Origin of the sequence: uncultured Roseobacter sp., assembly GCF_947496515.1 — a bacterium.
Lineage (GTDB): Bacteria > Pseudomonadota > Alphaproteobacteria > Rhodobacterales > Rhodobacteraceae > Roseobacter.
Map to the genome: position 1 here is coordinate 66,698 of NZ_CANMDB010000005.1, position 23,303 is coordinate 90,000.

Below are 23,303 nucleotides of genomic sequence, written 5' to 3' on the forward strand. Positions count from 1 at the left end.
GAGGTTTAACCGGATTTGACTTAAAGAAGAGCAAATAAATTCAGTTTATTCAATGCAGCTTGATGCGTATCACCGTAGGTGACAATCCAAACCAGCTTACCAGCAGGCAGACGTGGCCAGAATAGCCTTCATCCTCCTATGTCACCGCGACGCGGACGCCATCATCCGGCAGGCGCGGCAACTGACCGCTGCGGGCGATTGCCTGACCGTGCATTTCGACGGGCGCGCGAAGGCGTCGGAGTATGCAAAGCTGCACGCAGCTCTCGGTCAAGATCCAAACATCGCTTTGGTCAGGCGCCGGGTCCGCTGCGGCTGGGGAGAGTGGTCGCTGGTGCGCGCGACGCTGCGTGCCGCGACACTGGCGATGCACCGTTTTCCGAATGCGACGCATTTCTACATGATCTCGGGCGACTGCATGCCCATCAAAACAGCCGCCCAAATTCAGACCTATCTCGACGAAAACGACGCGGATTTCATTGAATGCGTCGACTACTTCGATGGCAACTGGATCAAGACCGGCATGAAGGAAGAGCGCCTGATCTACCGGCATTTCTTCAACGAACGCAGCCAGGCGCGTCTCTTCTACACCTCCATGAAGGCACAGGAGCGGTTGAAGCTGCGCCGCAAGCCACCCGGCGACCTGCGCATGCGGATCGGCAGCCAATGGTGGTGTCTGCGCCGAAAGACGCTGACAGCGGTGCTGAACTTCGCCCATAAGCGGCGCGATGTCACCCGGTTCTTCGCGACGACCTGGATCCCGGACGAGACGTTCTTTCAGACCATCGTGCCACATCTGGTGCCCGAGCCAGAGGTCCGGAGCCGCCCGCTGACCTTTTTGCTCTTCAGCGACTACGGCATGCCTGTGTGCTTTTACAACGATCACCACGACATGCTGCTGGGCCAGGAGCAGCTCTTTGCACGCAAGATCAGCCCCGAAGCGCGGGAGTTGAAAGACCGGCTGGCGTCGCTTTTTGTCCAGAAAGATGTTCCCTTGCCGTCCTCCGGTGACGGGCGGGCGCTCTTTCACTTTCTGGCAGGGCGCGGACGCGTCGGACGGCGCTTTGCCCCGCGGATGTGGCAGGCTGGCGCCACGCTGGGCCGCGAGCGGGAATTGATGATCGTCATCTGCAAGAAATGGCACGTGGCCAAACGGCTGCTCGACCGGATTCGGCAGCACACCAATGTCCCCGCGCTCGATTATCTGTTCAACGAGGCGGACGCACCGCTGCCGGATCTGGGCGGGTTGGAGACGGATCTGAACAAACGCAACCGGCACCGGCGCGCCGTCATGCGGTTGCTTTTTGATCACTTTGAGACCGACAGGATGATCATCTGCTCAGACCCGGTGGAGTTCGAACTCCTGCGCGACTTTGCCGCCGATCGCTGCGTGACCCGTTTTCTGGAGATCGATTGCACCTTCTCCGATGAGGACCTTGCAGGCCACGCAACGAGGATCGGGCTGGCACGTGAGGACAATGACACCGAGACACTGGGCCCGCTGCTGACCACGCTACGCAATGACATCACCTTTGAAACAGAGCGCATCCGTGATGCGGCGCTGCCGAACTACAGCCGCATCCACGAGAACACGCATCCGGATGATGCGGCGCAGGCACTAGCGGGGTTCTTGACCGTGCCGTTGGAAACAGCGCGCGACATCACGCCCACGCCGACATTATTCACCGATTGAGGACCCGATATGAGCTACAACTACGACGACCAGAACATCTTTGCCAAAATCCTGCGCGGTGAGATTCCCAACACGACCGTGCTGGAAACCGAGCACAGCCTGGCCTTTCGGGACCTCTATCCGCAGGCCCCCACCCATGTGCTGGTTATCCCGAAAGGCGCCTATGTGAGCTTCGATCATTTCGCCAGCGCGGCGTCAGATGCGGAGATTGCCGACTACATCCGCACCATCGGCGAGGTTTGCAAAGCCGAAGGGGTTGCACTGAACGCGGGTCAAGGTTTTCGCATGATATCCAACGCTGGTTCTCACGGTGTGCAGGAGGTGCCGCATCTGCACGTGCACATACTGGGCGGCAGACCGCTGGGCCGGATGCTCGCCAAAGCCTGAGAGCGTGTCACGGGCCGAGCGCCATATCCGCTGACGCGGTCCATGCCACGGTGCGCCCAAGGTGCAGCCGGGACGCCCGGCGCTGCCCGCCGGGCAGCGCCCGACCTCCCTCGATGGGAGGGAGGGCGCTTTGCCCCCTTGATCTACCGCCGCCCTCCGCGCGTTGAGGACCCCGCCTATCATCAAGCAAAGCGAGCGCCCTGTCCTACTCAGTAACCGCGCCGTTTGGCAGCCCACCAGCGCCGAAACCGGGCGCGCTTTTCGGCAACACGATCTTCGGTAGCTTCCCAGCTGTCCTGCATCTCTTCGAGCTTGGGATCAATCCGCGCCTGACGAAACCGCCGCCATCGCACCCAGATCGCGTAAAAGATGGCGCCTATTCCGAGGAGCAGCAGCCCCTTGATCCACGGAAAAGGCTTGCTGGCATCGGGCCCGTCCACGGGCCAGACCGAAATCGCATTCGGGAAGATCGAGAAAAACTCGTTTCGCCAGCCATAATGCCGGATCGCCACATATTGGGGCGCCGCCGCGGTAGAGCGCATATCTGCGGCCTCCGCCTGCAGATTGGAGGTGTCGAACTTGAAATAGGGCGGCCAGCCCCAGCCAGTATCCTCATTGCGGTACACCATGACATCGTCATCGACCCGCCGGGTCTGGATGAAGAACACATCCCGGGACATCGCATCCGGGTTGGAACCCGCATCCGCCTGCGCCCAGAACCACCGGTTCTCGCCGGGATCAATCCGCCGTTCGTAGGTGTCGGTGATCCGCACGATATCGACCTGTGGCAGCGTATAATGCAGGAAAGATCCGATCAGCAGCCAGACCGCGATGATGAAACCCCATTTGACGTAGAACACTTCTGGCCCCTTCTCAGGCGAAATTCGTAAGATAGATCAAGAGCGCGACCGCAACCGAGGGGACCACGTAGACACCAAGGATCAACTTGCGGCGCAAAGACCCGTCATAAGCTTCAAGCCCCTCGCGCACGAAAAGTTCCCTGTTGCCCGGACCACGTGCCGCATCCCATTCGGCCTCCAGCTTTCTGCGGCGCACCGCGCGTGAATAGAATGACAGACAGACGTAGATGATCGTCAGAACGATGAAACCGATGAAAAGCATCCGTGCGAGCGCGGCCATGGGCGTCTTCCCCCTGGGTGAAACCTCCACTCCTATATAGGCGACCGGTCGCGATTTGGAATGCGAAAGCGGCGCGAGGCGCTAACCCACGACGTTGAAATCAGGTCCGTAGGGATAGCCGGTGATGTTCTCTGCACCGGTGTCGGTGATGATCAGGATGTCATGTTCCCGGTAGCCGCCCGCACCCGGTGTACCCTGTGGCAACGTCAGCATCGGCTCCATGGAAATCACCATGCCCGGCTCCAGAACGGTATCAATATCCTCGCGCAGCTCCAGCCCCGCCTCACGCCCGTAGTAATGGCTGAGGACGCCAAAGGAGTGCCCGTAGCCAAAGGTGCGATACTGCAGCAGATCCCGCTCCGCCAGAAAACCGTTGATGGCATGGGCGATCTCCGAGCAGGAGGCACCGGGCTTTAGCAGCTCCATGCCGAACTCATGGGTGGCCACATTGGCCTCCCAGATCTTCAGGCTTGCCGCATCCACTTCGCGGACAAACAGCGTGCGTTCCAGCGCCGTGTAGTAACCCGAAATCATCGGGAAGGTGTTGAGCGACAGGATGTCGCCCACCTCCAATTGGCGCGCCGTCACCGGGTTATGCGCCCCGTCGGTGTTGAGCCCGGACTGGAACCAGACCCAGGTATCGCGGTACTCGGCATCGGTAAAGCGGGCGGCGATCTCACGCTCCATCGCGTCGCGGCCTGCCATGGCGATGTCGATCTCGCGCAGCCCGGGTCTAATCGCGTCACGGATCGCATGGCCGCCCACGTCCGCCACTGCTGCCCCCGCACGAATGAGGGCGATTTCCGCTTCGGACTTGTGCATCCGCTGGCGCATCACCGTTTCGTGCAGATCGACGGTCGTGACCGGGCGCAGGAAGTCCTCCAGCCGGTCGCGTTGCGCCAGCGTCAGGTGGTCGGCCTCATAGCCGATCACGCGGCTCTCTCCCGTGACCTGCAGGACAGCGCGCCAGAAGTTGTCCCGCTGCCAATCGGTGTAGATGATGTTATCGCAGAAAGATCGCCGCCACGGCTGACCCGCATCGATTCCCGCACTGATCGTCACCGCCTCGGTTTCCGTCACCACGAGCCCGTAGGGCCGTCCGAAGGCGCAGTAAAGAAAGCCCGAGTAGTAGGCGACACTGTGCATCGACGTGAACAGGGCCGCTTGCACACCGGTGGCCTCCATCCGTTCGCGCAATTCCGTCAGTCGCGCCTCATATTCGGCAACTTCAAAGGCCAGGGGCGCCTTGTCGCCGTTTTGCAGACGGTAGGTGGTTGGACGGTCGGAGAGAGAAGCGGCGGTCATGTCAGACCCTCCTTTGAACAGAAAGGTCCCGGCGTTCAGGACAGATATGAGGTATGCCGGGGCGACGCCATCGCCCATGGGCGCAGGTGGCCCCATTTTGGGCCACCGATCAAGCCCTATCTGCCGGTCAGGAAGCGCAGGAGATCACTCTCCGGGTCCTCAAGGGCGTCGATCACGTCGAAATGGTGGGTTTCGGGCACGACGGTGTGCGGCACATCCCATGCCGCGGCAAGCGCTGCGGCCTGCTCCAGAAAGACGGGGCGTTCCTCAGCGCCCACCCAGACATGCACCGCCGCACCCCCTGACGCAGCCATGTTGACCGGGCTCTCCGCGTGGGCGTCCTCTGGTGTCAGCTGGAGGATCTCGTTCATCGACGTCTGCAAAAGCGGGCTCAGATCCGCCACGGGCGAAATGGGGGCAACCCGCTCGATACGGCGCAACACGGCGTCGCGCAGCAGGCGGTCATCCAGCATCCGGGCCACCAGATGCCCACCCGCAGAGTGCCCGGCGAGGACGATCGCCCCGTCCGTCCGGTCCGCGATGTCGGTCACCGCGGCGGCGATTTGCCGGGTGATCTGGGGTATCCGCACGTCAGGGCAAAGATCATACCCGGGCAGCGCCACGGCCCAATTCGCCGCAAGCGCTCCCGCGGCGAGATGAGACCACGTGCTGCGGTCAAACGCCTTCCAGTAGCCACCGTGGACAAAGACCATGGTGCCTTGCGGCACGCCTTCCGGGTGAAACAGATCGACCTTCTGCCGCGGGCTGGCCCCGTAGGACAGCCCGACCTGCGCCCGCGTGCCCAGACCCTCACGAAAAGCCGCGGCCGCGGCCTCCCACCGGGGCGGGTAGTCTTCGGCAGCCGGGATATGGGCCGCATTTGCGTAGGCATCATCGAGGGTGGTCATGGATCCCCTTTCGGAACTGGACAATCATACCCAGAGTTGGTTTGACAACCACAACCAATTTATCCCCTGGAGGATCCGCCATGAAAGACCTTGCCAACACCGACCTCAAAGCCTTGCTGAACGATCCGAGCCTGCTGGAGACCCGAGCCTACATCGGCGGCGCGTGGGTCGAGGGCGACGACGGAACCTTTGATGTGATCAACCCCGCCCGAGGCGATGTGATCGCCTCCGTCGCCAACCTGAGCCGCGCACAGGTGGCGGGTGCCATCGCGCAGGCCGAGGCCGCGCAAAAGGACTGGGCGGCGCAAACCGGCAAGGAACGCGCGGCGGTGCTGCGCAAATGGTACGATCTGATGATGGAAAACGCCGATGATCTGGCCACCATCCTGACAGCGGAACAGGGCAAACCCCACGCCGAAGCCAAGGGCGAGATCGGCTATGGTGCCAGCTTCATCGAGTTCATGGGCGAGGAAGCTAAACGGGTCTACGGCGAGACGATCCCGGGTCACCAGCGGGACAAGCGGATCATGGTGCTGAAACAGCCCATCGGCGTCGCGGCCTCCATCACGCCCTGGAACTTCCCCAACGCGATGATCACCCGCAAGGCAGCGCCCGCACTGGCCGTGGGCTGCTCTTTCGTTGCGCGCCCAGCAAAGGAAACACCGCTCAGCGCCATCGTCATGGGCGTGCTGGCCGAGCGTGCGGGCATTCCTGCCGGGGTCTTCAACGTGGTGACGTCCTCCTCTTCATCCGAGGTGGGCAAGGAGTTCTGCGAGAACCCCGCGGTGCGCAAGCTGACCTTCACCGGCTCCACAGAAGTCGGGCGCATCCTGATGAAACAGGCCGCCGATCAGGTCATGAAATGCTCCATGGAACTCGGTGGCAACGCACCCTTCATCGTCTTTGACGATGCCGACCTTGATGCAGCTGTCGATGGTGCCATGCTGTGCAAGTTCCGCAATAACGGCCAGACCTGCGTCTGCGCCAACCGGATCTACGTGCAGGCGGGCGTCTACGATGCCTTTGCCGAAAAGCTGAAGGCGGCCGTTGAAAAGCTAAACGTGGGTGACGGGCTGGAAGACGGCGTGACCACCGGGCCGCTGATCAACGAAGACGCCGTTGAAAAGGTTCAGGAGCACATGCAGGACGTCGTGGATAACGGCGGCGCAATCCTGACAGGCGGCAAACCACACGAAAAGGGCGGCACCTTCTTCCAGCCCACCATCGTCACCGGTGTCACGCAGGACATGAAGGTCGCGCAGGAAGAGACCTTTGGCCCGCTGGCGCCGCTCTTCAAGTTCGAGGACGAGGACGAGGTGATCGCCATGGCCAATGACACGATCTTTGGTCTTGCGAGCTATTTCTACGCCAAGGATCTTTCCCGCGTCTACAAGGTGGCCGAAGCGCTCGAATATGGGATCGTCGGTGTGAATACCGGCATCATCTCGACTGAGCTGGGCCCCTTTGGCGGGGTCAAGCAATCCGGTCTGGGCCGTGAGGGGTCGCACCACGGGATCGAGGACTATCTGGAGATGAAATACATCTGCATGAGCGTGTGATCTGAACGCTCGGGACAGGGGGGCAGTGCTTTCCCTGTTCTGACGTTGCCAGCCGACGGGACAGAATTGATCTTTGGCCGGGTGATGAGGCATCCTAAGCGGTGTAGGTCTGCAAGAAATGATCCTTGGAAACCCCTACTGACCATCACCCGTGCGACAAAACGCCGTGCGGAAAGCCGCTCACGGCACCACTGTCAGAGCTGTGCCGACAGCAAGAGGAACGACATCAGGCCGCTCGGCCAGGACAGCAGGCGGTCGCTGCGAACGATAACTCTGCCGTTTCTTGCGAAGTTGATCAGATGAAGACAGAATTCTTCGGGAGTTCGACATGGTCGTCCAAGCTGAACGGGCGTGTCTTCCTGCCCACGGCGGTTACCTTTGATGTCATACCCTAGGCATCAGTCATTGGCGGCACGCTCATACAACTGAGCGGGATTGCCTGAAATACCGGGGGCGCTCGAGCCTTAGACGCTTTGCCTCGCACGCGCCACGTAGGATCGCAGCATATGCGCATCATAAAGCGGCATGGCGACAACTTCATCGCCGATTTCACTGACGGCCGGTGAGAGATACCGCACCGCTGTCGTACCAAGTTGGCATCCCTGCCCAACCTTCAGACCTGATGGTCCTGCGCTGTGTTCGAGCAAACCCTTGGTTAGCAGATCCGTTGTCATAGGATCGTAGGTCGAATTTGGTCCGGCACCCGCGCAGTTGATCACAAACCCTGTGCTGAGCCTGCGTGTGCTGCCACCGTCGTCCTTGACGACAACCTCTGCACCTGTGTCGTGACTGATCACCTCAAGAACGAGGCCCTTTACGATCTGAACACGGTTCTCTTTGATCAGCCGGTGCATGTCGAGGATCGTGTCTCTGGTGCCACCGCGCAGCCAGAACCGTAACTGACCCGGCACCTTGCGTGCTTGCTCCACATCCGACAGGAAAAGGCTGAGAGGGTTTTCCAGAAAGAAGGCGCGAAACCCTGCGCGGATTTCACGCATCTCATCTCCGTTGGCTTGGGCACGGTCAATCTCGCCCTGGATCTCCGCCAGCAGGGAGGCCGCGGTCCGGTGTCCTTGTGTCAGACGCGGTTGGGTCAGCTTGCGGGGCAGCCGGGGGATGAGCGGCGCGGGCACCTCACCATCGGGCGCGCAGGCTTTGAACCGCAGCGCGCTTTCGGGCACGAGGCTTTGACACAGACGCAGCACATCAAGCATCGCGGCATTGCCCCCGATACAGAAGATCTCTGCACCGGATTTTATGTGTTCTGCGATCCGATGCTCGTGGCCGAAAACCGAAGGCGCGCTGAAGGCACCGTTATCTCCTTCGATCCGCATCGTTGACGGGCCGCCCGTGGCGACGTCAACGCCTCGCGCCGAGATCCGGTCACCGGACGCGGTGCACACAGTGACACCGTCTTGATGCAACTCCAGAGACAGGACCGTATCATCGACCCGCGTGATGGTGATGCCGCGGGCCTCCAACGCCGTGATGGCCGCTGTGGCCTGTTCCTCCATGAAATCGCCGTAGAATTCGCGTGGCGCATTGACACCGTAGATGTCTCCGGCAGCGACGAGCGGTTCCGCGGCAGAGAGCCAGTCCGGCGCCCTGCCCGCCATCGTCTCGGCGACCTGCGACCATCGATCTGCAAGCCATGCCGCAAAGCGTGGGTCGATGTCATCAGCAGGCGAGTTCAGAAGATAGGCGAACCGCCAGGGCGTATCCTCCTGCCCTCTCGCGTAAGCGTCGCCCCTGCCCAACTGCGATGCCCGTGTGCCGATGACAATAACATGATCACCTGCATCACCTTGAAATTCCTGCAGAAAGGCCAGGGCGGTAATTCCATCACCAACGATTACATGCGTTCGGCTACTCTCGGGGCGCTCGTGTTTCTTTTCGATCTTGGGCATCGACCGGTCATGTCATGTCTGTGTCAGGCAAGTCAACTCTGCGAGGGACCCGGGGTGATGCAAGTCTTGGCAAAGGCGGGTGCCCTGAGCGAGCAATCCACGATGAAAAAGAACGGATCCCGCATTGGGTGAGACCTGGTTTCCTGCCTGGCAGCGCAACTACGATGCTCAATTGCCAGTCAAGAACAGGCGGCGGGCTGACATCAGTATCGGACACGTCTGGACGCTCAGCGTCGCCTACTCCCAAACGATAGCACCGGAGGCTCACGACACCCCGGCCAGCCGGACCAGCACGACGGCAACTGCAGCGATATGGGCAAGTGTGATCAACACGGATGCGGTATGAAGCACCTTGAAGCGGCTTTTGTCGCCTCTATCCGTGGCTCGGTTGATCGCCGGCATCAGGATCTGACGGGCGAAGATCGTGGTCACTGCAACCGCTCCCAATAGCGCGCTGGAGAGAGGATCTCGGCTGACCGTGGCGAGCGCAGCGAGGACCGAGGTTGCCAGAACGAACGTATAGAAATGCGGAAACGCCCGCCTGATGAGCGGTCCGGCGGTTTCTGCCGGTAGTGCAGTAAACACAAAGGCCGCAAAGCCAAAACTGTAAAGAACCGTGCCGCCGAACAGCAACGCGGTGGTGAGCAGAGCGAATACCAGCATCAGCTTTCTTTGTCCTTGTGAGCAATACCCATGTAAATCACAGTGCGCAGCGGGATGGGGCCAAAGGTAAAATCACGCCGTCTGTTAATGCCGCGCGGGCCCAAGCCCGTGCTCGGGCCAGCCCTGAGACCCGCCCGCTGCAAACCATCCTCCAGCTCTGCCGGGCGGATGAACATGTCGGGATCATGCGTGCCCTTCGGGAGTAACCGCAAAACATCCTCGGCCATGGTGATCGTTGCCAGCCGAGCAAGCAGATTGCGGTTGATGGTGTCGTAGAGAAACGTCCCACCGGGTTTGAGAACCCGCGCAACCTCCTCCAGAACCTTGTGCAGATCCGTCACATGTTCCAGCACGTCAACGCATACGACCGCGTCAAATTGCGTGGGATCATAGGGCAGCGCTTCGCCCACGCCCACGTCGTAGCGGATGTCCAGGCCTTGGTCGCGGGCGTGTACCCGCGCAGCGTCGATCGCCTGTTCGGCCGGGTCAATCCCCGTCACCTCGGCCCCCTTTTTGGCCAGCGCTTCGGCCATGAAACCACCGGCACAGCCCAGATCCAGGACGGTTTTCCCGGTCCAGTCGATGTGGCGGTCGAACCAGGTAAGCCGACCCGGCACCATATTTTTCAGTGTCCGAACCCAGCGGATGTCATCGGACCACCAGTCTGCAGCGGCGGTGTCGTAGATGGTCAAATCATTGCGGGCGTTGGTCGGCATCGCGCACGCTCCTCAACGTTGGAATGGCGTAAGGGACTTGGCGCCGGTAGCTTCGGAACCTGTCACCGTAGCGCTTTTCAAACCGTCGCTCCTTGAGCCGAGGCGCCAACAGGCAGTAGGCGGTCAGCGTCACGGCAAGAGCCAGCTGGTCGGGTGTCCACACCGGTACGGTCCACAATGTTAGCGCGAAGGCGACGTAGATGGGCTGCCGGATGAGCCGGAACAGGCCGGTCGTGGGCATATCGGGAAAACGCGGTTTGGCGTTCTTTATCAAGGACATACATCCCAGAGCCCCCGCCTGCACCTCTGCTCCCGCGTCCCAACTCGCCTTGAGCAGCAGCAGCCAGGACAGCGCGTAGGCACCGCTGATCGCGTAAAGCGCAAGACCTTCGGCGCGCCACCAGATGATCCCACTGGGGGTCCACAGCGTAAAAAGTGCCAGAAGCTGAGCAGAGGCGATGATGGCATAGGTTGTCGTGCCCAGTGTTGCGCCATGTGGTCCCGGGATGATCCGGGCCAGCCAGCGACCGCCCGGCCCCGTGAGAAGGAGTGAGTGCACCAGCGGGAACTGCAGGATCAGTGCCGCATTGCTCAGCCAAGCGTAGGGCCAGGGCACGGCGCCAAAGCTCGCGCTCATACCGGCGTACATCGCAAGGACCATGGCCAGCACGGCAGCGGCAAAGACCGCGTGCACAAGCACACCGAAGCACAGCGCCAACGCAATCCGACCACGACCCGGTTCAGGGCTGAACACGCCCCGCACCAGCCTCTCGATCCGCTCAATATGAGGATCATGCGACAAAATACATGCCCCGTCGCTTGGACGAAAAGCCACCGTCTGGATGGTTCCGGTATCCGACGGATCGTTTTTTCGCAAGGATGGGCCGGCATTTGTTGTCAGGCATGACTTTCTCGTTTTGTCCCAATGTATCCGCGTTGGGAGTGATCTAGGCGTTCTTCGGTTCCGGCACGTCCGCTCGTGGGCGCTACCGCCCGTGCCGTAAATTAGCGCCAAGCCCGTCAAAACAAGGAGAAAATCGCGGCAAAACGACGCGATCCGCAGCGTTTGGCGAAGAACTCCCCGCTCACAGAAGTCGAGGCACCTGAACTTGTTGACGGCGGGCTTCGGCCCGCCAACGAAGCGACTGCTCATTGAGCGTCCCAAGATCGGCGCGCCCTGAAACGATAGCTTCGCAAAGCACCACCGCGTCCCGCGCTTGTCGGGCTGTGAGGTTCTTGTAGGCTGGGCGAGAGAGATAGTCGTACCAAATTCCACCGCAAATCGTATCCAGCACAACTCGCTGGAAGCAGTGATCATTGACAATCGGCCAGTCACGCCGTTCGTCCCGTGCGATCCGTGGCATGACGTCGCCCGTCAGATGCTGGTACCGCTGAACGTCTTTCCGATGCTGATCTGCCGTTGAGCCAGTTGCCTTCATGTCAATGCCTTCGGATGATTCACGCTGCCGATACTCTAGAGAGTATGTCCGGCGGGCTTCCTTTCCATGTGTCGAAGCGCTCTGGTGCTATCCGTGCAGACCATATTCGACTGATTGAACGGAGCAGTTTGACAGATCTGGTACCAGACAGAATGGCATCACTTCGCTTCTGCCGACCCCACCAACGCATGCCCTACCTCCGCCGTTATCATCCTGAAAACTGCCATGACACCTGATCTCAATCAGCGCGACCAGCCGCTTGGCGCTTTCTCATTCAAAAGGCCACTTTCAAAAAAGAGTGTGCGGGCTTGGGTTCTAAGTTTCGCCGCTGCGTTTTCGGCGAGCAAGCCGCTCTCTCGAATCTCGCACCCGTATTGATGTTGATCAGCAAGAGATGACTGCGGTCTGATGGTGTTGTAATTCCATTGGTTCCAACCTGCTGCTCTGAAATATCCGGCGCGCGTCGTTAGGCTGATCTCTAACAAGGAGGACGATGAAGGGAAGTCGTTTCAGCCAAGAACAGATCATTGGGATTTTGAGAGAGTATCAAGCGGGACCTGGCGCGGTTGTATCGTGAAGAGAAGTTGCAAGTGGGCAAGCGTGGAGGCCAGAAGCATGCTCTGGGAACACAACGGCAACTGCTGGTGCCGGAACGCACGAATGAACGCTCGTGCCTCGATTTCGTGTCGGACGCCTTTACCGATGTGCTTAGGTTCCGCGTGCTCGCCATCGTTGATGACTTCAGTCGCGAAGACGACGCGCTGTGGACTGGGCCATGGCTGAGAAGCGATAAACCCAGAAGGAAGGGCGGGCGCATTGCTCGGACGAAGCTGTATCGGATCTGCCGCGAAGACGGGTGAACCCCTCGTAAACGCAGCGGACGCAGGCGCGCACTGGGCAGCGGAACGCCCATAGCGATCGTGCAGGGGCTGCGCCGGCGGTGGTCGCTGGACGTCGGATCTGACAGCCTGTCCTGTGCGCGCAGGTTCCGCGTTCTGAACGGGACCTAAGTGCCGAGATGCGGGGCGACCCTTGCATGCTGATCAGCGACAATCGAACCGGACTGACATCAAACGCCCTTTTGAAATGGCACGAACACCGCAAGGTCGATTAGCACGACATCGCGCCGGGCGAGCCGATCCAGAATGGCTTCGTCGAGAGCTTCAATGGCCCCATGCGAGACGAATGCCGCCGGCCTTATGTATCAAACGCACCAAGCCGATTGGTAGTGATCCGTACACATTGTGGGCGGCATGGCCTCTCGTCGCTTGAGCGAGTGGCGCTCAATAATTCGCCGTCAGTCCTTTCCCCGAAAGTCTTTTTGAAGACCTTGGCCATCCCCCCGTATCCAAGATCGATACTTAAGCTTGGCATTCTCGTCTTCGACTGCCCCCAGCTTGGCCGCATCAGGCGCGTCCATGCCACTGGCCTTGGACAGAATTCTGCAAGACCTGCTCTGACCGAGACCACGCTCGCAACATACCTCCGCTGTGGGAACGCCGACTTTCGAAACGGGACATGGGCCGCGAGATCGCAAATGTTCTTTTAGCGACTGTTAGTATGAGGGAAGAGTGACATTTCGACGGCTTGTTCCAGCATCTTCTTCTGGCGTTTTTTATCCTGTATTTCCGTGAGCATCTCTACCAGATCCTCTGTCGCCAGCACCTTGCCATAGGCCTGACGGACCTGTCGGATATGTTGCTCTTTCTCCGCAAGTATGAGGGCAAGCTGCATGTTGAGCTGTGTTTTGGTTTTGCCGAGCCATGCTTTCCAGATCACATCCGCCCCGATCGTCTTCATCCCACGGCTCGCCTTTTTGTCAGAGAGCCTTCCTTGCTCATCAAGACGTTGAAGCTCCCGGCGAATGGCATGCTCTCTCTGCAGAAGTTTCTTGAAAATCTGTTGCCTTGCCAAATACTTGGCCTGGGTCAGCTGGTTGAGCGTTTTCATGTCAGCCAGCTTCATCAAACCCGTCCTTTCGCACGCTGCCGCATCGCTTCGGCAAAACGAATGGCTGCGGCAACGGCGCGGTAGTGTTCCGGCGGAATTTGCTCACCGATGTTCGTTGTCGCATGAAGCGCGCGGGCCGTAGGAGGATCGCTATGAATGGGCACCGCATTCTCCGCAGCCAGCTCACGGATACGGTGGGCCGTTTCATCCACACCTTTGGCCACGCAGATTGGCGCCTGCCCCGGCTTCCGCTCCCATTTGAGTGCGACCGCGTAGTGTGTCGGGTTCACGATGATGACATCGGCCGTTGGCACATCCGCCATCATTTGTGTATTGGACGCAGCCTGCGCACGCTGGCGACGTTCCTGCTTCATGTGCGGATCGCCTTCGTTGTTCTTGGTCTCGTCCGTAACCTCCTTGCGCGACATCATGTTCTGACGCAAATGCTCAAAGTGCTGCCAGACAGCATCAATGACGCCGATCACGCCGGAGACGATCACCACGACGAAAAGAAACGACAGGCAGATCTCGATCATCAGGGAAACCACCAGCCCGGGTTCGGTCTGCAAAACCGCAACCATTTCGTCCAGGCGGATGGTCAGAAAGATCGCCAGACAAGCGGAATAGATAAGAAGTTTCGCAAAGCTGAGCCCAAACTGGAAAAACCCACGGCGGCCAAACTTGTTTTTGGCATTTGAGATCAGCGATATGTTCTTGATTTTGGGCGCGATCTTCGTGGGCGCGAAGACAATGCCCTTTGTGGCAAAAAGAGCCAGCAGCACCGCCACCGCTGGCAGCCCGAATATCGGTGACATCGACCAGCCGACGCTGCGCAAGATACCTTCGGTAGGAGCAGCGCCTGCGCCCCCGAAGAACAGCGGCGCAATCTGTGCTGCTTGATCAATCATCACCATCATGGAGGTACCCAGGTGGATCATGCTGCCACTACCGACAGCCAGCAGCGCGACCCAAAGGCCTGCGTAGGCAGCCGCGGTCAATATCTCCGTCGACCGGGCAATCTCACCCTTCTTGCGGGCCTCCAACAGCTTTTGCGGCGTTGCCTCATACGTCTTGTCGCTGCGATCCGTCTGATCGCTCATGGAACGGGCCCGAACGGATTGGCGAGGAAGACATCCATTGCATTCACCCAAACCGACAGGATCAGCGGCGCGGAGACCAGCAGGACAAACAGGCCACCTGCCGTGATCACAGGCGCGCCGACAAAGGCGACCATCAGCTGTGGCATCGCCTTGTTGATCGCACCGAGCGCAAAGTTATAGAGCACCGACAGGATCACGAAGGGGGCTGCGAGCGTAAAGGCCAAAGTGAACGCACGCGCGACCTGAGCGACACCCCATTCCGAGAGGACAGATCCATCGGTTATCCGACCCATCGGCATGACATCATACGACAGGATGATCAGCTCGGCCGCTTTGACATGCAGCCCCGTCATCACGGCAAGAGCGATCCCACCGATGATCAACACGTATCCCATCGCCGGCATGGGATCTACGCCGGCGCCACCGAAGACCTGCGACAGCGACGTCGCATGGGCTGCAATCGTGCCAGCGGTTTGCAAGGCAAGTATGAAAAGGCGGATCCCGATGCCGAGCGCCAGCCCGGCCAGGATCTCCGTCAAGATAAAAAGAGAGAGATCCCCGAACGACGCCGGGATTGCGACGGACTGAATCGCGGGCGAGACGATCAACGTGAAGGCAAAGGCGAGCCCCAGCTTCACACGAGAGGATACGGTTTGTTCCCCGAAGCCCGGCAGCATCGATGTGATCGCAGCAACACGGACAAAAACCGCAAAGCCATGCCAGATCGGGAGCTCCAAAAGCGTCAGAAGCTCGGCCATGTTGTTCACGCGGCGACGACCCCTACCAGGGATGGCCGCGCCTCAAGGCCGATTTCCTCGAACGACAGCACCGGATTGTTGATCCCTTTCGCCCGCATGACGGTGCGCAGGAAACGGCGGCGACGGGTGTTGGTGACAATGGCCGCGTTGATCCCGTTCTGATTGACGGAGTGTAGCTTTTCCGACATGTTTTCAGCCAGTTGATTGAACACATCCGGCGGCAACGCGATGTCGAGGCCCCGGTCCGCATCGACCTGATAAGTGTTGAACGTATCTTCCCATTCCGGCGCCAACTGCACCAGCGGCAGTGTCCCGTCCTCGCGCTTCATATCGGCGACAAGCTGGAAGCCCAGCCGTTGCCGTACGTGCTCGCAGATCGCCTCAGGCTGAGCGTTGTGCGCGCGTGCCTCCGCCGTTGCTTCGAGTATGAGCGGTAGGTTTCGAATGGAGACTTGTTCATCCAGCAAAAGCCGCAAGACCGCATGCAGGACGTCGATTGGCACCTTGTCGGGAACCATCTCATCCAGCAGCTTCCGGTTAGCCTCGGCGCGAACGGGGTCCGAGATATTGGTCATCTCATGCAGCAGCCGGCGCAGGGATTTCAGGGTCAGCAGTCGGCTGAAGTTTCTTTTGACCGTCTCCAAGAGGTGGGTTGCAAGGATTTCCGCCGGCGTGACGAGGGTGAGCCCGTCGAGCGCGGCCTGCTCCTGATCGCGCGCGTTTATCCACCTGGCCGGGGCGCCATAGACAGGCTCCGTCGTGTCGTCGCCATCGGGAAGCTCTGTCGCGCCCTCGGGGATCAGCGCGAGAATATGCTCGGAGCTGAGATGTGCTCGAGCCTGCTCCACACCCTGAATGCGCAGGACATAGGTCCCTGATGGCAAAGCGGCATTGTCGGTCAAGCGGATTTCCGGGAGGATCAGCCCGAACACCGACGCCACATGGGTGCGCATATTCGAGATGCGCGCATCCAGTCCTGTACCGGGATCCAGCACCATATTGACCAAATCCGCGGCGAATTCGATGTGAACATCGTCCAATTCAAGGATATCGCCCAAGGGTTTCTCTCGCGGGAGATCGACGCTTTCCTCTTCAGTATCGCCCTTGTCAGCGCTGGTCTTCCTCTTGCGATAGAGCAGAAAGGTGATCAGCCCCAGCACTGTTCCGCCAAAGATGAACGGTGCAAAGGGCAGCCCCGGGAAAAGCGCAAAAAGAACCATCAGCCCCGCAACGGTCCCCAGAGCGGCCGGATGCTTTCCAAGTTGATTGAAAACTGCGAGATCTGTAGCCCCCTGCGCACCGCCGCGGGCAAGCAACAGAGCCGATGCAATTGAGATGACAACTGCGGGGATCTGCGAGACGAGCCCGTCGCCTACCGTCAGGATCGCATAGGTTTCAAACGCCTGGCCAAGCGGCATACCGTGTACCGCAATGCCCATGATCAACCCCGCCACCAAGTTCAGAAGGGTAATCAGCAATCCGGCAACGGCGTCACCTTTGACAAATTTTGACGCACCGTCCAGCGACCCGAAGAAGGTGGTTTCCTGCTGCTCACGCTCACGGCGATCACGGGCCTCTATATGCGTGATAGCGCCGGCTGACATGTCGCTGTCGATCGCCAGCTGCTTGCCCGGCATGCCATCCAGTGCAAACCGCGCCCCGACTTCGGCCATGCGGGTGGCACCCTTTGTGATCACCATGAAGTTCACGATCAACAGGACGCAGAACACGACGAGCCCGAGAAATACACTCCCCCCCATCACGAACTGCGCAAACCCTTCGATGACATCACCGGCAGCATTTGTGCCGGTATGGCCCTCGCCGATAATCAGTTTGGTGGAGGACACGTTCAGCGACAGTCGCAACATCAGCGATGCGAGCAGAATGGTCGGAAAAGCGGAAAAGTCCAAAGGCTTTTCGATGAACAACGTGACGGTAAAAATGAGGATTGCGAGCGCAAAGGACGCAGCCAGACCCACATCTAAAACCCAAGAAGGCATCGGCAGGATCATCATCACGATCACCGCCATCAACGCGACAGCAAGCATGATGGTCGGATTAAATAGTGTCTTGGCCGTCAGTTTGCCCATAGTCACAATCCCCCTTCTCGGGAGAGCAGCGCTCCGCGAGATACCGTGTTGTCCAGTGGAACCAATGATCCTCTCAATGGTCGTGTTGCAGTCGGTCTTAAGAGAGGGAATCTACCCGTTGTGCGATGCTGCAAAGAGGCCGTACTACGGCCATCGCTATCGTCTTTTAAATCCGCGTAGATGTCTGAAAACCGGCGCTTATAGCGTTTGGCGTGCACAGCGGTCCGCGAGTGGTAGGCGCCAACAGCTCGCATCCAATCGCCTTTTTCGTCATACAAATCTGTCAAAAACTGAGCTGCATAACGGGCATTGGCAACCGGATCGAACATATCGCCGATGGAAGCAAAACCAGCCGCGTGCCATCTATGGTTGAGTTGAAAACACCCGATATCAATGTTGCGCCGACCCGAAGCGACATGCCGCTTCACGTGATCAATCGCTATTTCTCTGGTTTCAAACCAGTGGCCCTCGCCTGCGACGTTAACGGCCCATGGCCAGGGCTTGAGAACGCCTTCTAACGTGCGACCAGTCTCGGTTCTCGTGATCGCGCGTAAAATTTCGAGGGGGACATCGTACTCTACAGACGCATCCCGCGCCGCCTGATCGCATAAAAACTCCGCGCGCGCCAAGGCATCATTCACGATCGCAAGTGTCAATAGGAGCACGCCACCTATCAATTTGCTCAAAAAGCACCCGCTGCCAAGCATGGTCCACCTGTTTCAATTTGCATTCTGCAACTTCGGTAACCTGACAGTTCGAAGTTTATTTTCGGTAACCACGTTTGGAAAAATCGCGAAATCTGATTTGTATGGAAGCCGACCTTGGGTCACCAAATGTCACAACCAACAGACTTGGTATCCAGTGATGCCCCGGCAGTCGATCCGGCGCAGTCAGACCGTGCACTGCTTCGACTAGTTGAAACTAACTTCTCCCGCCCCTGCTTCGATTTTCCTTGGCCGCTCATCAAGAAATTACGTTTGCAGCCGCAGAAGATCGTGGAATGCATGTCAAACGCTGACCTACTGCTCAAAAGCCATTTCGGCTCGGTTTAGAGCTTGCTCAATCTCCAGAAATGGTAAATGAATGAGAAAAAACCTTTAAAGATGCGTAGACTATCGGGATGATCAAGGCACAGGAAGCCACTTTCCATGCGATGGAAGTGTGCCCAAGCACGGTTTCAGCCGGGATACGCTCTATAACTATCAAGCAAACTATGCTGGCGTAGAGCTCTCCGATATTTGTGATATAGGAGCTTTGGAAGACGGGAATGCCAAGCTCAGGTGGTGACTTGCGGACACGGTACTGGAAACTGTTTTCTGAATGGTTTGCGCTCTAGCATCCAGCCAAGCCCACGGTAGTCGAACCGACGCCTCTTGGGCTGCGATCGTCGACATCTGTGTTCTGATACTGTATTCGGCGGGGCTGTCACATTGGACCGTCTTCAGCTCGAAACCGGCAAGTGTGAAGGATCGCCGCTGCGAAATGTCATGATCTCGCACTGCCTTCAGTGCTGCCTCTCGCCGCTCAATCAGTGGCGTTAGGTTTTTACCGGCAAACCACGACTTTTTCGGAAACGCAGCTGCGAAACAAATCACTATGGTAGATAAGGATGCTTGCCGAAGTACGCTCTAAACGTTTCTCGCAGGACAACGATGTCTGCAAAGTTTTGGTTGCGGGAGTAGGATTTGAACCTACGACCTTCAGGTTATGAGCCTGACGAGCTACCGGGCTGCTCCATCCCGCGCCAATTGCGCAGCCTCATGACAAACAGATATGAGGCGCATCGAAAGAGAGATACAAAACAGAGGTTTTACTAGGTTTGGCGGTGACTTACTCTCCCACGCCTTAAGACGCAGTACCATCAGCGCTACGGCACTTAACGGCTGGGTTCGGGATGGGACCAGGTGTTTTGCTCATGCTATGACCACCAAACCATGAAAAACCTCTGTTGTCCAAGTCAGCACTCTAATGTGCTGTGTATGCTTTTGATACCAAGCAGAAAATCTCTCTTCTACTGGATCAAATCAAGCCTATCGGGCAATTAGTACCAGTCAACTGAACACATTGCTGTGCTTACATCTCTGGCCTATCGACGAGGTGGTCTACCTCGGCCCTCAGGGATACCTTGTTTTGAGGGGGGCTTCCCGCTTAGATGCCTTCAGCGGTTATCCTTTCCGATCATAGCTACCCTGCACTGCTGCTGGCGCAACAACAGGTCCACCAGTGGATCGTTCACCCCGGTCCTCTCGTACTAGGGGCAACTCCTCTCAAGTATCCTACACCCACGGAAGATAGGGACCGAACTGTCTCACGACGTTCTAAACCCAGCTCACGTACCTCTTTAAACGGCGAACAGCCGTACCCTTGGGACCTGCTCCAGCCCCAGGATGAGATGAGCCGACATCGAGGTGCCAAACACTGCCGTCGATATGGACTCTTGGGCAGTATCAGCCTGTTATCCCCGGCGTACCTTTTATCCGTTGAGCGATGGCCCTTCCACTCGGGACCACCGGATCACTATGGCCGTCTTTCGACTCTGCTCGACTTGTCAGTCTCGCAGTCAGGCTGGCTTCTGCCATTGCACTCAACGAGCGATTTCCGACCGCTCTGAGCCAACCTTCGCGCGCCTCCGTTACGCTTTAGGAGGCGACCGCCCCAGTCAAACTACCCACCACACAGGGTCCCGGATCCGGATAACGGACCGCGGTTAGACATCAAGCAGAACAAGGGTGGTATCTCAAGGGTGGCTCCACGCAAACTGGCGTTCACGCTTCAAAGCCCACCACCTATCCTGCACATGTTCGGCCTAATGCCAGTGTGAAGTTGTAGTAAAGGTGCACGGGGTCTTTCCGTCTAACCGCGGGAAACCTGCATCTTGACAGGTAATTCAATTTCGCTGAGTCTATGTTGGAGACAGCGGGGAAGTCGTTACGCCATTCGTGCAGGTCGGAACTTACCCGACAAGGAATTTCGCTACCTTAGGACCGTTATAGTTACGGCCGCCGTTTACCTGGGCTTCAATTCAAGGCTCTCACCTCTCCTTTTAACCTTCAGGCACCGGGCAGGCGTCAGACCCTATACGTCGTCTTGCGACTTCGCAGAGCCCTGTGTTTTTAATAAACAGTCGCCACCCCCTGGTTTGTGCCCCCAGCCAATACTTGCGTAGAAACTGGGCCTCCTTCTCGCGAACTTACGGAGGTATTTTGCCGAGTTCCTTCAACATAGTTCTCTCAAGCGCCTTGGTATTCTCTACCAGTCCACCTGTGTCGGTTTAGGGTACGATCTAGCGATGGAGCTATTTCCAGGAACCTATTAGCCGCCCATTCAATCCAATAAGGATGAACGACCTTCAAGATCCGTCACTTCCATCTGGCCCAGGAATATTAACCTGGTTCCCATCGACTACGCCTTTCGGCCTCGCCTTAGGGGTCGGCTTACCCTGCTCAGATTAGCTTTAAGCAGGAACCCTTGGACTTTCGGCGACAGTGTCTCTCACACTGTTTGTCGCTACTCATGTCATCATTCTCACTAGTGATCTCTCCACCGGATCGCTCACGCGCCGGCTTCACAGAAAACTCCGCGTGTCCAATATCCCCGAAGGGAATAAGGACACATGGAATTATGTCACACTACGCTCTGCTACCATGCGATAAACGCATCCTAAGCTTCGGCTCATGGCTTGAGCCCCGTTACATCTTCGCCGCAGGACAACTTATTTAGACCAGTGAGCTGTTACGCTATCTTTAAAGGATGGCTGCTTCTAAGCCAACCTCCTGGTTGTTTTGGTCGTCCCACCTGCTTTCCCACTTAGCCATGAATTAGGGGCCTTAGCTGTAGGTCAGGGTTGTTTCCCTCTCCACGACGGACGTTAGCATTCGCCGTGTGTCTGCCATCTAGTACTCCTCGGTATTCGGAGTTTGGTTAGGATCAGTAAGCCTGTGGGGCCCCATTACCCATCCAGTGCTCTACCCCCGAGGGTATTCGGATGACGCTCTACCTAAATAGATTTCGCAGAGAACCAGCTATCTCCGAGTTTGATTGGCCTTTCACCCCTAGGCACAGCTCATCCCGATCCTTTTCAACGGATGTGGGTTCGGTCCTCCAGTACGTGTTACCGTACCTTCAACCTGGCCATGCCTAGATCACTCGGTTTCGGGTCTGATCCCACGAACTCGACGCCCTATTAAGACTCGCTTTCGCTGCGCCTACACCTAACGGCTTAAGCTTGCTCGTGAGACCAAGTCGATGACCCATTATACAAAAGGTACGCCGTCACAAGACTAGAGACTAATTTGGACGCATCAGAATGACCGGCGGTAACGGATCCAAACCGCCTCGCGGCCTGGGTTCTCATCCTCGATCCCTGCGTTGGACAGGTGATCTATCGCCAGCGACAGGCTCGCCCGATCGGACAACATGTACCCAAAACCGATAAGGGTCCTAAATTGCAGTTCACCGCCGAGGTCTGTGCCATCGCTGCCTTCACCGTAGTAACCCGTCGCCAGGCTTCCTTCGATGAACCAGTTTTCTGATGTATTCCATAACGCTGACAAACCGATCCCAACATAGGTATCGCCGTCATCGTTGGCTTGGGCAGCAACCATCCCAGAAATCTCACCCCACCGATACTCGCGTATCGGGTCAGAGTGAATTTCGAGCTGGAGAGCAGCTGCATCCGATCCACTATCTCCCACACCATCTTGCCCGACGCCGATCACATAATCGGCGCTAAGCGCTAGTGTTGATGTAAGGAAAAGGAGCGGTACGGTAAGTATAGGCAATTTCATGCCGACACTGTTCCGTCCAAATTAGACTCTAGTCAAGCTCCGACTGATTGTAGGCGTTCGGTTTCAGGTACTGTTTCACTCCCCTCGTCGGGGTGCTTTTCACCTTTCCCTCACGGTACTGGTTCACTATCGGTCAGTAAGGAGTACTTAGCCTTCGAAGGTGGTCCTCCGATCTTCAGACAGAATTTCACGTGTTCCGCCCTACTTAATACGTCTCTCAGTGCTTCTTATACGGGACTATCACCCACTCTGGTTGCGCATTCCAACGCATTCTAACCACACATCAAGCTCGGCTGGTCCCCGTTCGCTCGCCGCTACTAGGGGAGTATCAATTGATTTCCTTTCCTCCGGGTACTTAGATGTTTCAGTTCCCCGGGTTTGCTTTTATAACCCTATGTATTCAGGTCATAAATACCTGTTTTACCGCATTATTAACCGATCCCGAAGGATCAATAATAACACAGTATCAGGTGGGTTGCCCCATTCAGAAATCTGTGGATCAAAGCCTATTCTCGGCTCCTCACAGCTTATCGCAGAGTATCACGTCTTTCATCGCCTCTTACTGCCAAGGCATTCACCAAACGCCCTTTTCGCGCTTGATTTGATCCAGAAAAAGAAAGACTTGCGTCAATCGCGGGCCTCTCAGCTGGTAACTAAAAGACGCCCTTTATTCTGAACCAAAAGCATACTTTTCCCGCCTGGCTCCGTGCGGAACCAGACAATGAGCAGTCTTTCAACTGCTCGGGTTAGTGTACTTGACTTGGACAACTCTGTTCGTTTCAGCAGGGATACACATAGAAAAGCGAGGAAGCACCCGTCTATATGCCTTCCACCGAGGTGGAACCAAACTGAGATCGTCACCCTACTTGGTGGGATCAAACAGTGTTGTTATTGTATCTCTCTA

General features: G+C 57.9%; 17 protein-coding genes, 1 tRNA gene, 2 rRNA genes and 2 pseudogenes. 5 read left to right on the plus strand and 17 right to left on the minus strand.

Annotated elements, in window-relative coordinates; all coding sequences use genetic code 11:
* The first annotated feature begins 112 nt into the window (after positions 1-112).
* Both Q1A53_RS10870 and Q1A53_RS10875 read left to right on the plus strand, forming a co-directional pair.
* Positions 113-1,690, plus strand: a complete 1,578-nt coding sequence (locus Q1A53_RS10870) for a DUF5928 domain-containing protein (protein ID WP_299966251.1) — start codon at positions 113-115, stop codon at positions 1,688-1,690.
* 9 nt (positions 1,691-1,699) lie between these two features.
* Positions 1,700-2,077 carry an HIT domain-containing protein gene (locus tag Q1A53_RS10875; protein ID WP_299966254.1) on the plus strand — a complete coding sequence of 126 codons (378 nt, stop codon included), beginning with the start codon at positions 1,700-1,702 and terminating at the stop codon, positions 2,075-2,077.
* Positions 2,078-2,286: 209 nt separating this feature from the next.
* Here the strand turns inward: Q1A53_RS10875 and Q1A53_RS10880 are convergent, their stop codons facing one another.
* The 4 genes from Q1A53_RS10880 to Q1A53_RS10895 form a co-directional block, all read right to left on the minus strand.
* Positions 2,287-2,937, minus strand: a complete 651-nt coding sequence (locus tag Q1A53_RS10880) for a DUF1523 family protein (protein ID WP_299966258.1) — start codon at positions 2,935-2,937, stop codon at positions 2,287-2,289.
* 13 nt (positions 2,938-2,950) lie between these two features.
* On the minus strand, positions 2,951-3,217 hold the full coding sequence (locus tag Q1A53_RS10885) for a hypothetical protein (protein ID WP_299966261.1): 267 nt from the start codon (positions 3,215-3,217) through the stop codon (positions 2,951-2,953).
* A gap of 81 nt (positions 3,218-3,298) precedes the next feature.
* Positions 3,299-4,522: an aminopeptidase P family protein gene (locus Q1A53_RS10890; protein ID WP_299966264.1), complete on the minus strand. Its 1,224-nt coding sequence runs from the start codon at positions 4,520-4,522 to the stop codon at positions 3,299-3,301.
* 116 nt (positions 4,523-4,638) lie between these two features.
* A complete protein-coding gene (locus Q1A53_RS10895) occupies positions 4,639-5,430 on the minus strand; it encodes an alpha/beta hydrolase (RefSeq protein WP_299966267.1) in 792 nt (263 codons plus the stop codon).
* Positions 5,431-5,510: 80 nt separating this feature from the next.
* Between Q1A53_RS10895 and Q1A53_RS10900 the strand changes: the two genes are divergently transcribed.
* Complete coding sequence (locus Q1A53_RS10900; protein WP_299966270.1) at positions 5,511-6,989, plus strand: NAD-dependent succinate-semialdehyde dehydrogenase; 1,479 nt, start codon at positions 5,511-5,513, stop codon at positions 6,987-6,989.
* 464 nt (positions 6,990-7,453) lie between these two features.
* Here the strand turns inward: Q1A53_RS10900 and Q1A53_RS10905 are convergent, their stop codons facing one another.
* From Q1A53_RS10905 to Q1A53_RS10925, 5 genes are all read right to left on the minus strand, one after another.
* Positions 7,454-8,896, minus strand: a complete 1,443-nt coding sequence (locus Q1A53_RS10905; RefSeq protein ID WP_299966273.1) for an FAD/NAD(P)-binding protein — start codon at positions 8,894-8,896, stop codon at positions 7,454-7,456.
* Between the two features lie 264 nt (positions 8,897-9,160).
* Positions 9,161-9,559, minus strand: coding sequence for a DUF4149 domain-containing protein (locus Q1A53_RS10910; protein ID WP_299966276.1), 399 nt, complete (start codon positions 9,557-9,559; stop codon positions 9,161-9,163).
* Positions 9,559-10,275, minus strand: coding sequence for a bifunctional 2-polyprenyl-6-hydroxyphenol methylase/3-demethylubiquinol 3-O-methyltransferase UbiG (gene ubiG, locus Q1A53_RS10915; RefSeq protein ID WP_299966279.1), 717 nt, complete (start codon positions 10,273-10,275; stop codon positions 9,559-9,561). The genes Q1A53_RS10910 and ubiG overlap by 1 nt, the downstream gene beginning before the upstream one ends.
* Positions 10,253-11,059 (minus strand): isoprenylcysteine carboxylmethyltransferase family protein, encoded by an 807-nt coding sequence (locus Q1A53_RS10920; RefSeq protein ID WP_299966784.1) that lies wholly within the window; start codon positions 11,057-11,059, stop codon positions 10,253-10,255. Before Q1A53_RS10920 ends, ubiG begins: the two co-directional genes overlap by 23 nt.
* Before the next feature lie 301 nt (positions 11,060-11,360).
* Positions 11,361-11,714 (minus strand): hypothetical protein, encoded by a 354-nt coding sequence (locus tag Q1A53_RS10925; RefSeq protein ID WP_299966282.1) that lies wholly within the window; start codon positions 11,712-11,714, stop codon positions 11,361-11,363.
* Positions 11,715-12,271: 557 nt separating this feature from the next.
* Here Q1A53_RS10925 and Q1A53_RS10930 point away from each other — a divergent pair.
* Both Q1A53_RS10930 and Q1A53_RS10935 read left to right on the plus strand, forming a co-directional pair.
* A pseudogene (locus tag Q1A53_RS10930) lies at positions 12,272-12,478 on the plus strand (IS3 family transposase); the annotation flags it as partial.
* A gap of 153 nt (positions 12,479-12,631) precedes the next feature.
* A pseudogene (locus Q1A53_RS10935) lies at positions 12,632-12,903 on the plus strand (integrase core domain-containing protein); the annotation flags it as partial.
* Between the two features lie 356 nt (positions 12,904-13,259).
* On the opposite strand, the gene Q1A53_RS10940 reads toward Q1A53_RS10935, so the two are convergent.
* From Q1A53_RS10940 to Q1A53_RS10975, 8 genes are all read right to left on the minus strand, one after another.
* Positions 13,260-13,679 carry a hypothetical protein gene (locus tag Q1A53_RS10940; protein ID WP_299966285.1) on the minus strand — a complete coding sequence of 140 codons (420 nt, stop codon included), beginning with the start codon at positions 13,677-13,679 and terminating at the stop codon, positions 13,260-13,262.
* Positions 13,679-14,764, minus strand: coding sequence for a flagellar type III secretion system protein FlhB (locus Q1A53_RS10945; protein WP_299966287.1), 1,086 nt, complete (start codon positions 14,762-14,764; stop codon positions 13,679-13,681). The genes Q1A53_RS10940 and Q1A53_RS10945 overlap by 1 nt, the downstream gene beginning before the upstream one ends.
* Positions 14,761-15,522, minus strand: coding sequence for a flagellar biosynthetic protein FliR (locus tag Q1A53_RS10950; protein ID WP_299966289.1), 762 nt, complete (start codon positions 15,520-15,522; stop codon positions 14,761-14,763). The genes Q1A53_RS10945 and Q1A53_RS10950 overlap by 4 nt, the downstream gene beginning before the upstream one ends.
* A 5-nt stretch (positions 15,523-15,527) precedes the next feature.
* Positions 15,528-17,612, minus strand: coding sequence for a flagellar biosynthesis protein FlhA (gene flhA, locus Q1A53_RS10955; RefSeq protein WP_299966291.1), 2,085 nt, complete (start codon positions 17,610-17,612; stop codon positions 15,528-15,530).
* Between the two features lie 2 nt (positions 17,613-17,614).
* On the minus strand, positions 17,615-18,298 hold the full coding sequence (locus tag Q1A53_RS10960; protein ID WP_299966293.1) for a transglycosylase SLT domain-containing protein: 684 nt from the start codon (positions 18,296-18,298) through the stop codon (positions 17,615-17,617).
* Positions 18,299-19,279: 981 nt separating this feature from the next.
* Positions 19,280-19,356 (minus strand) — tRNA-Met (locus Q1A53_RS10965).
* Between the two features lie 73 nt (positions 19,357-19,429).
* Positions 19,430-19,544, minus strand: a 5S ribosomal RNA gene (gene rrf, locus Q1A53_RS10970).
* An 88-nt stretch (positions 19,545-19,632) separates the two neighbouring features.
* Positions 19,633-23,001 (minus strand): 23S ribosomal RNA (locus Q1A53_RS10975).
* Positions 23,002-23,303: the final 302 nt, after the last annotated feature.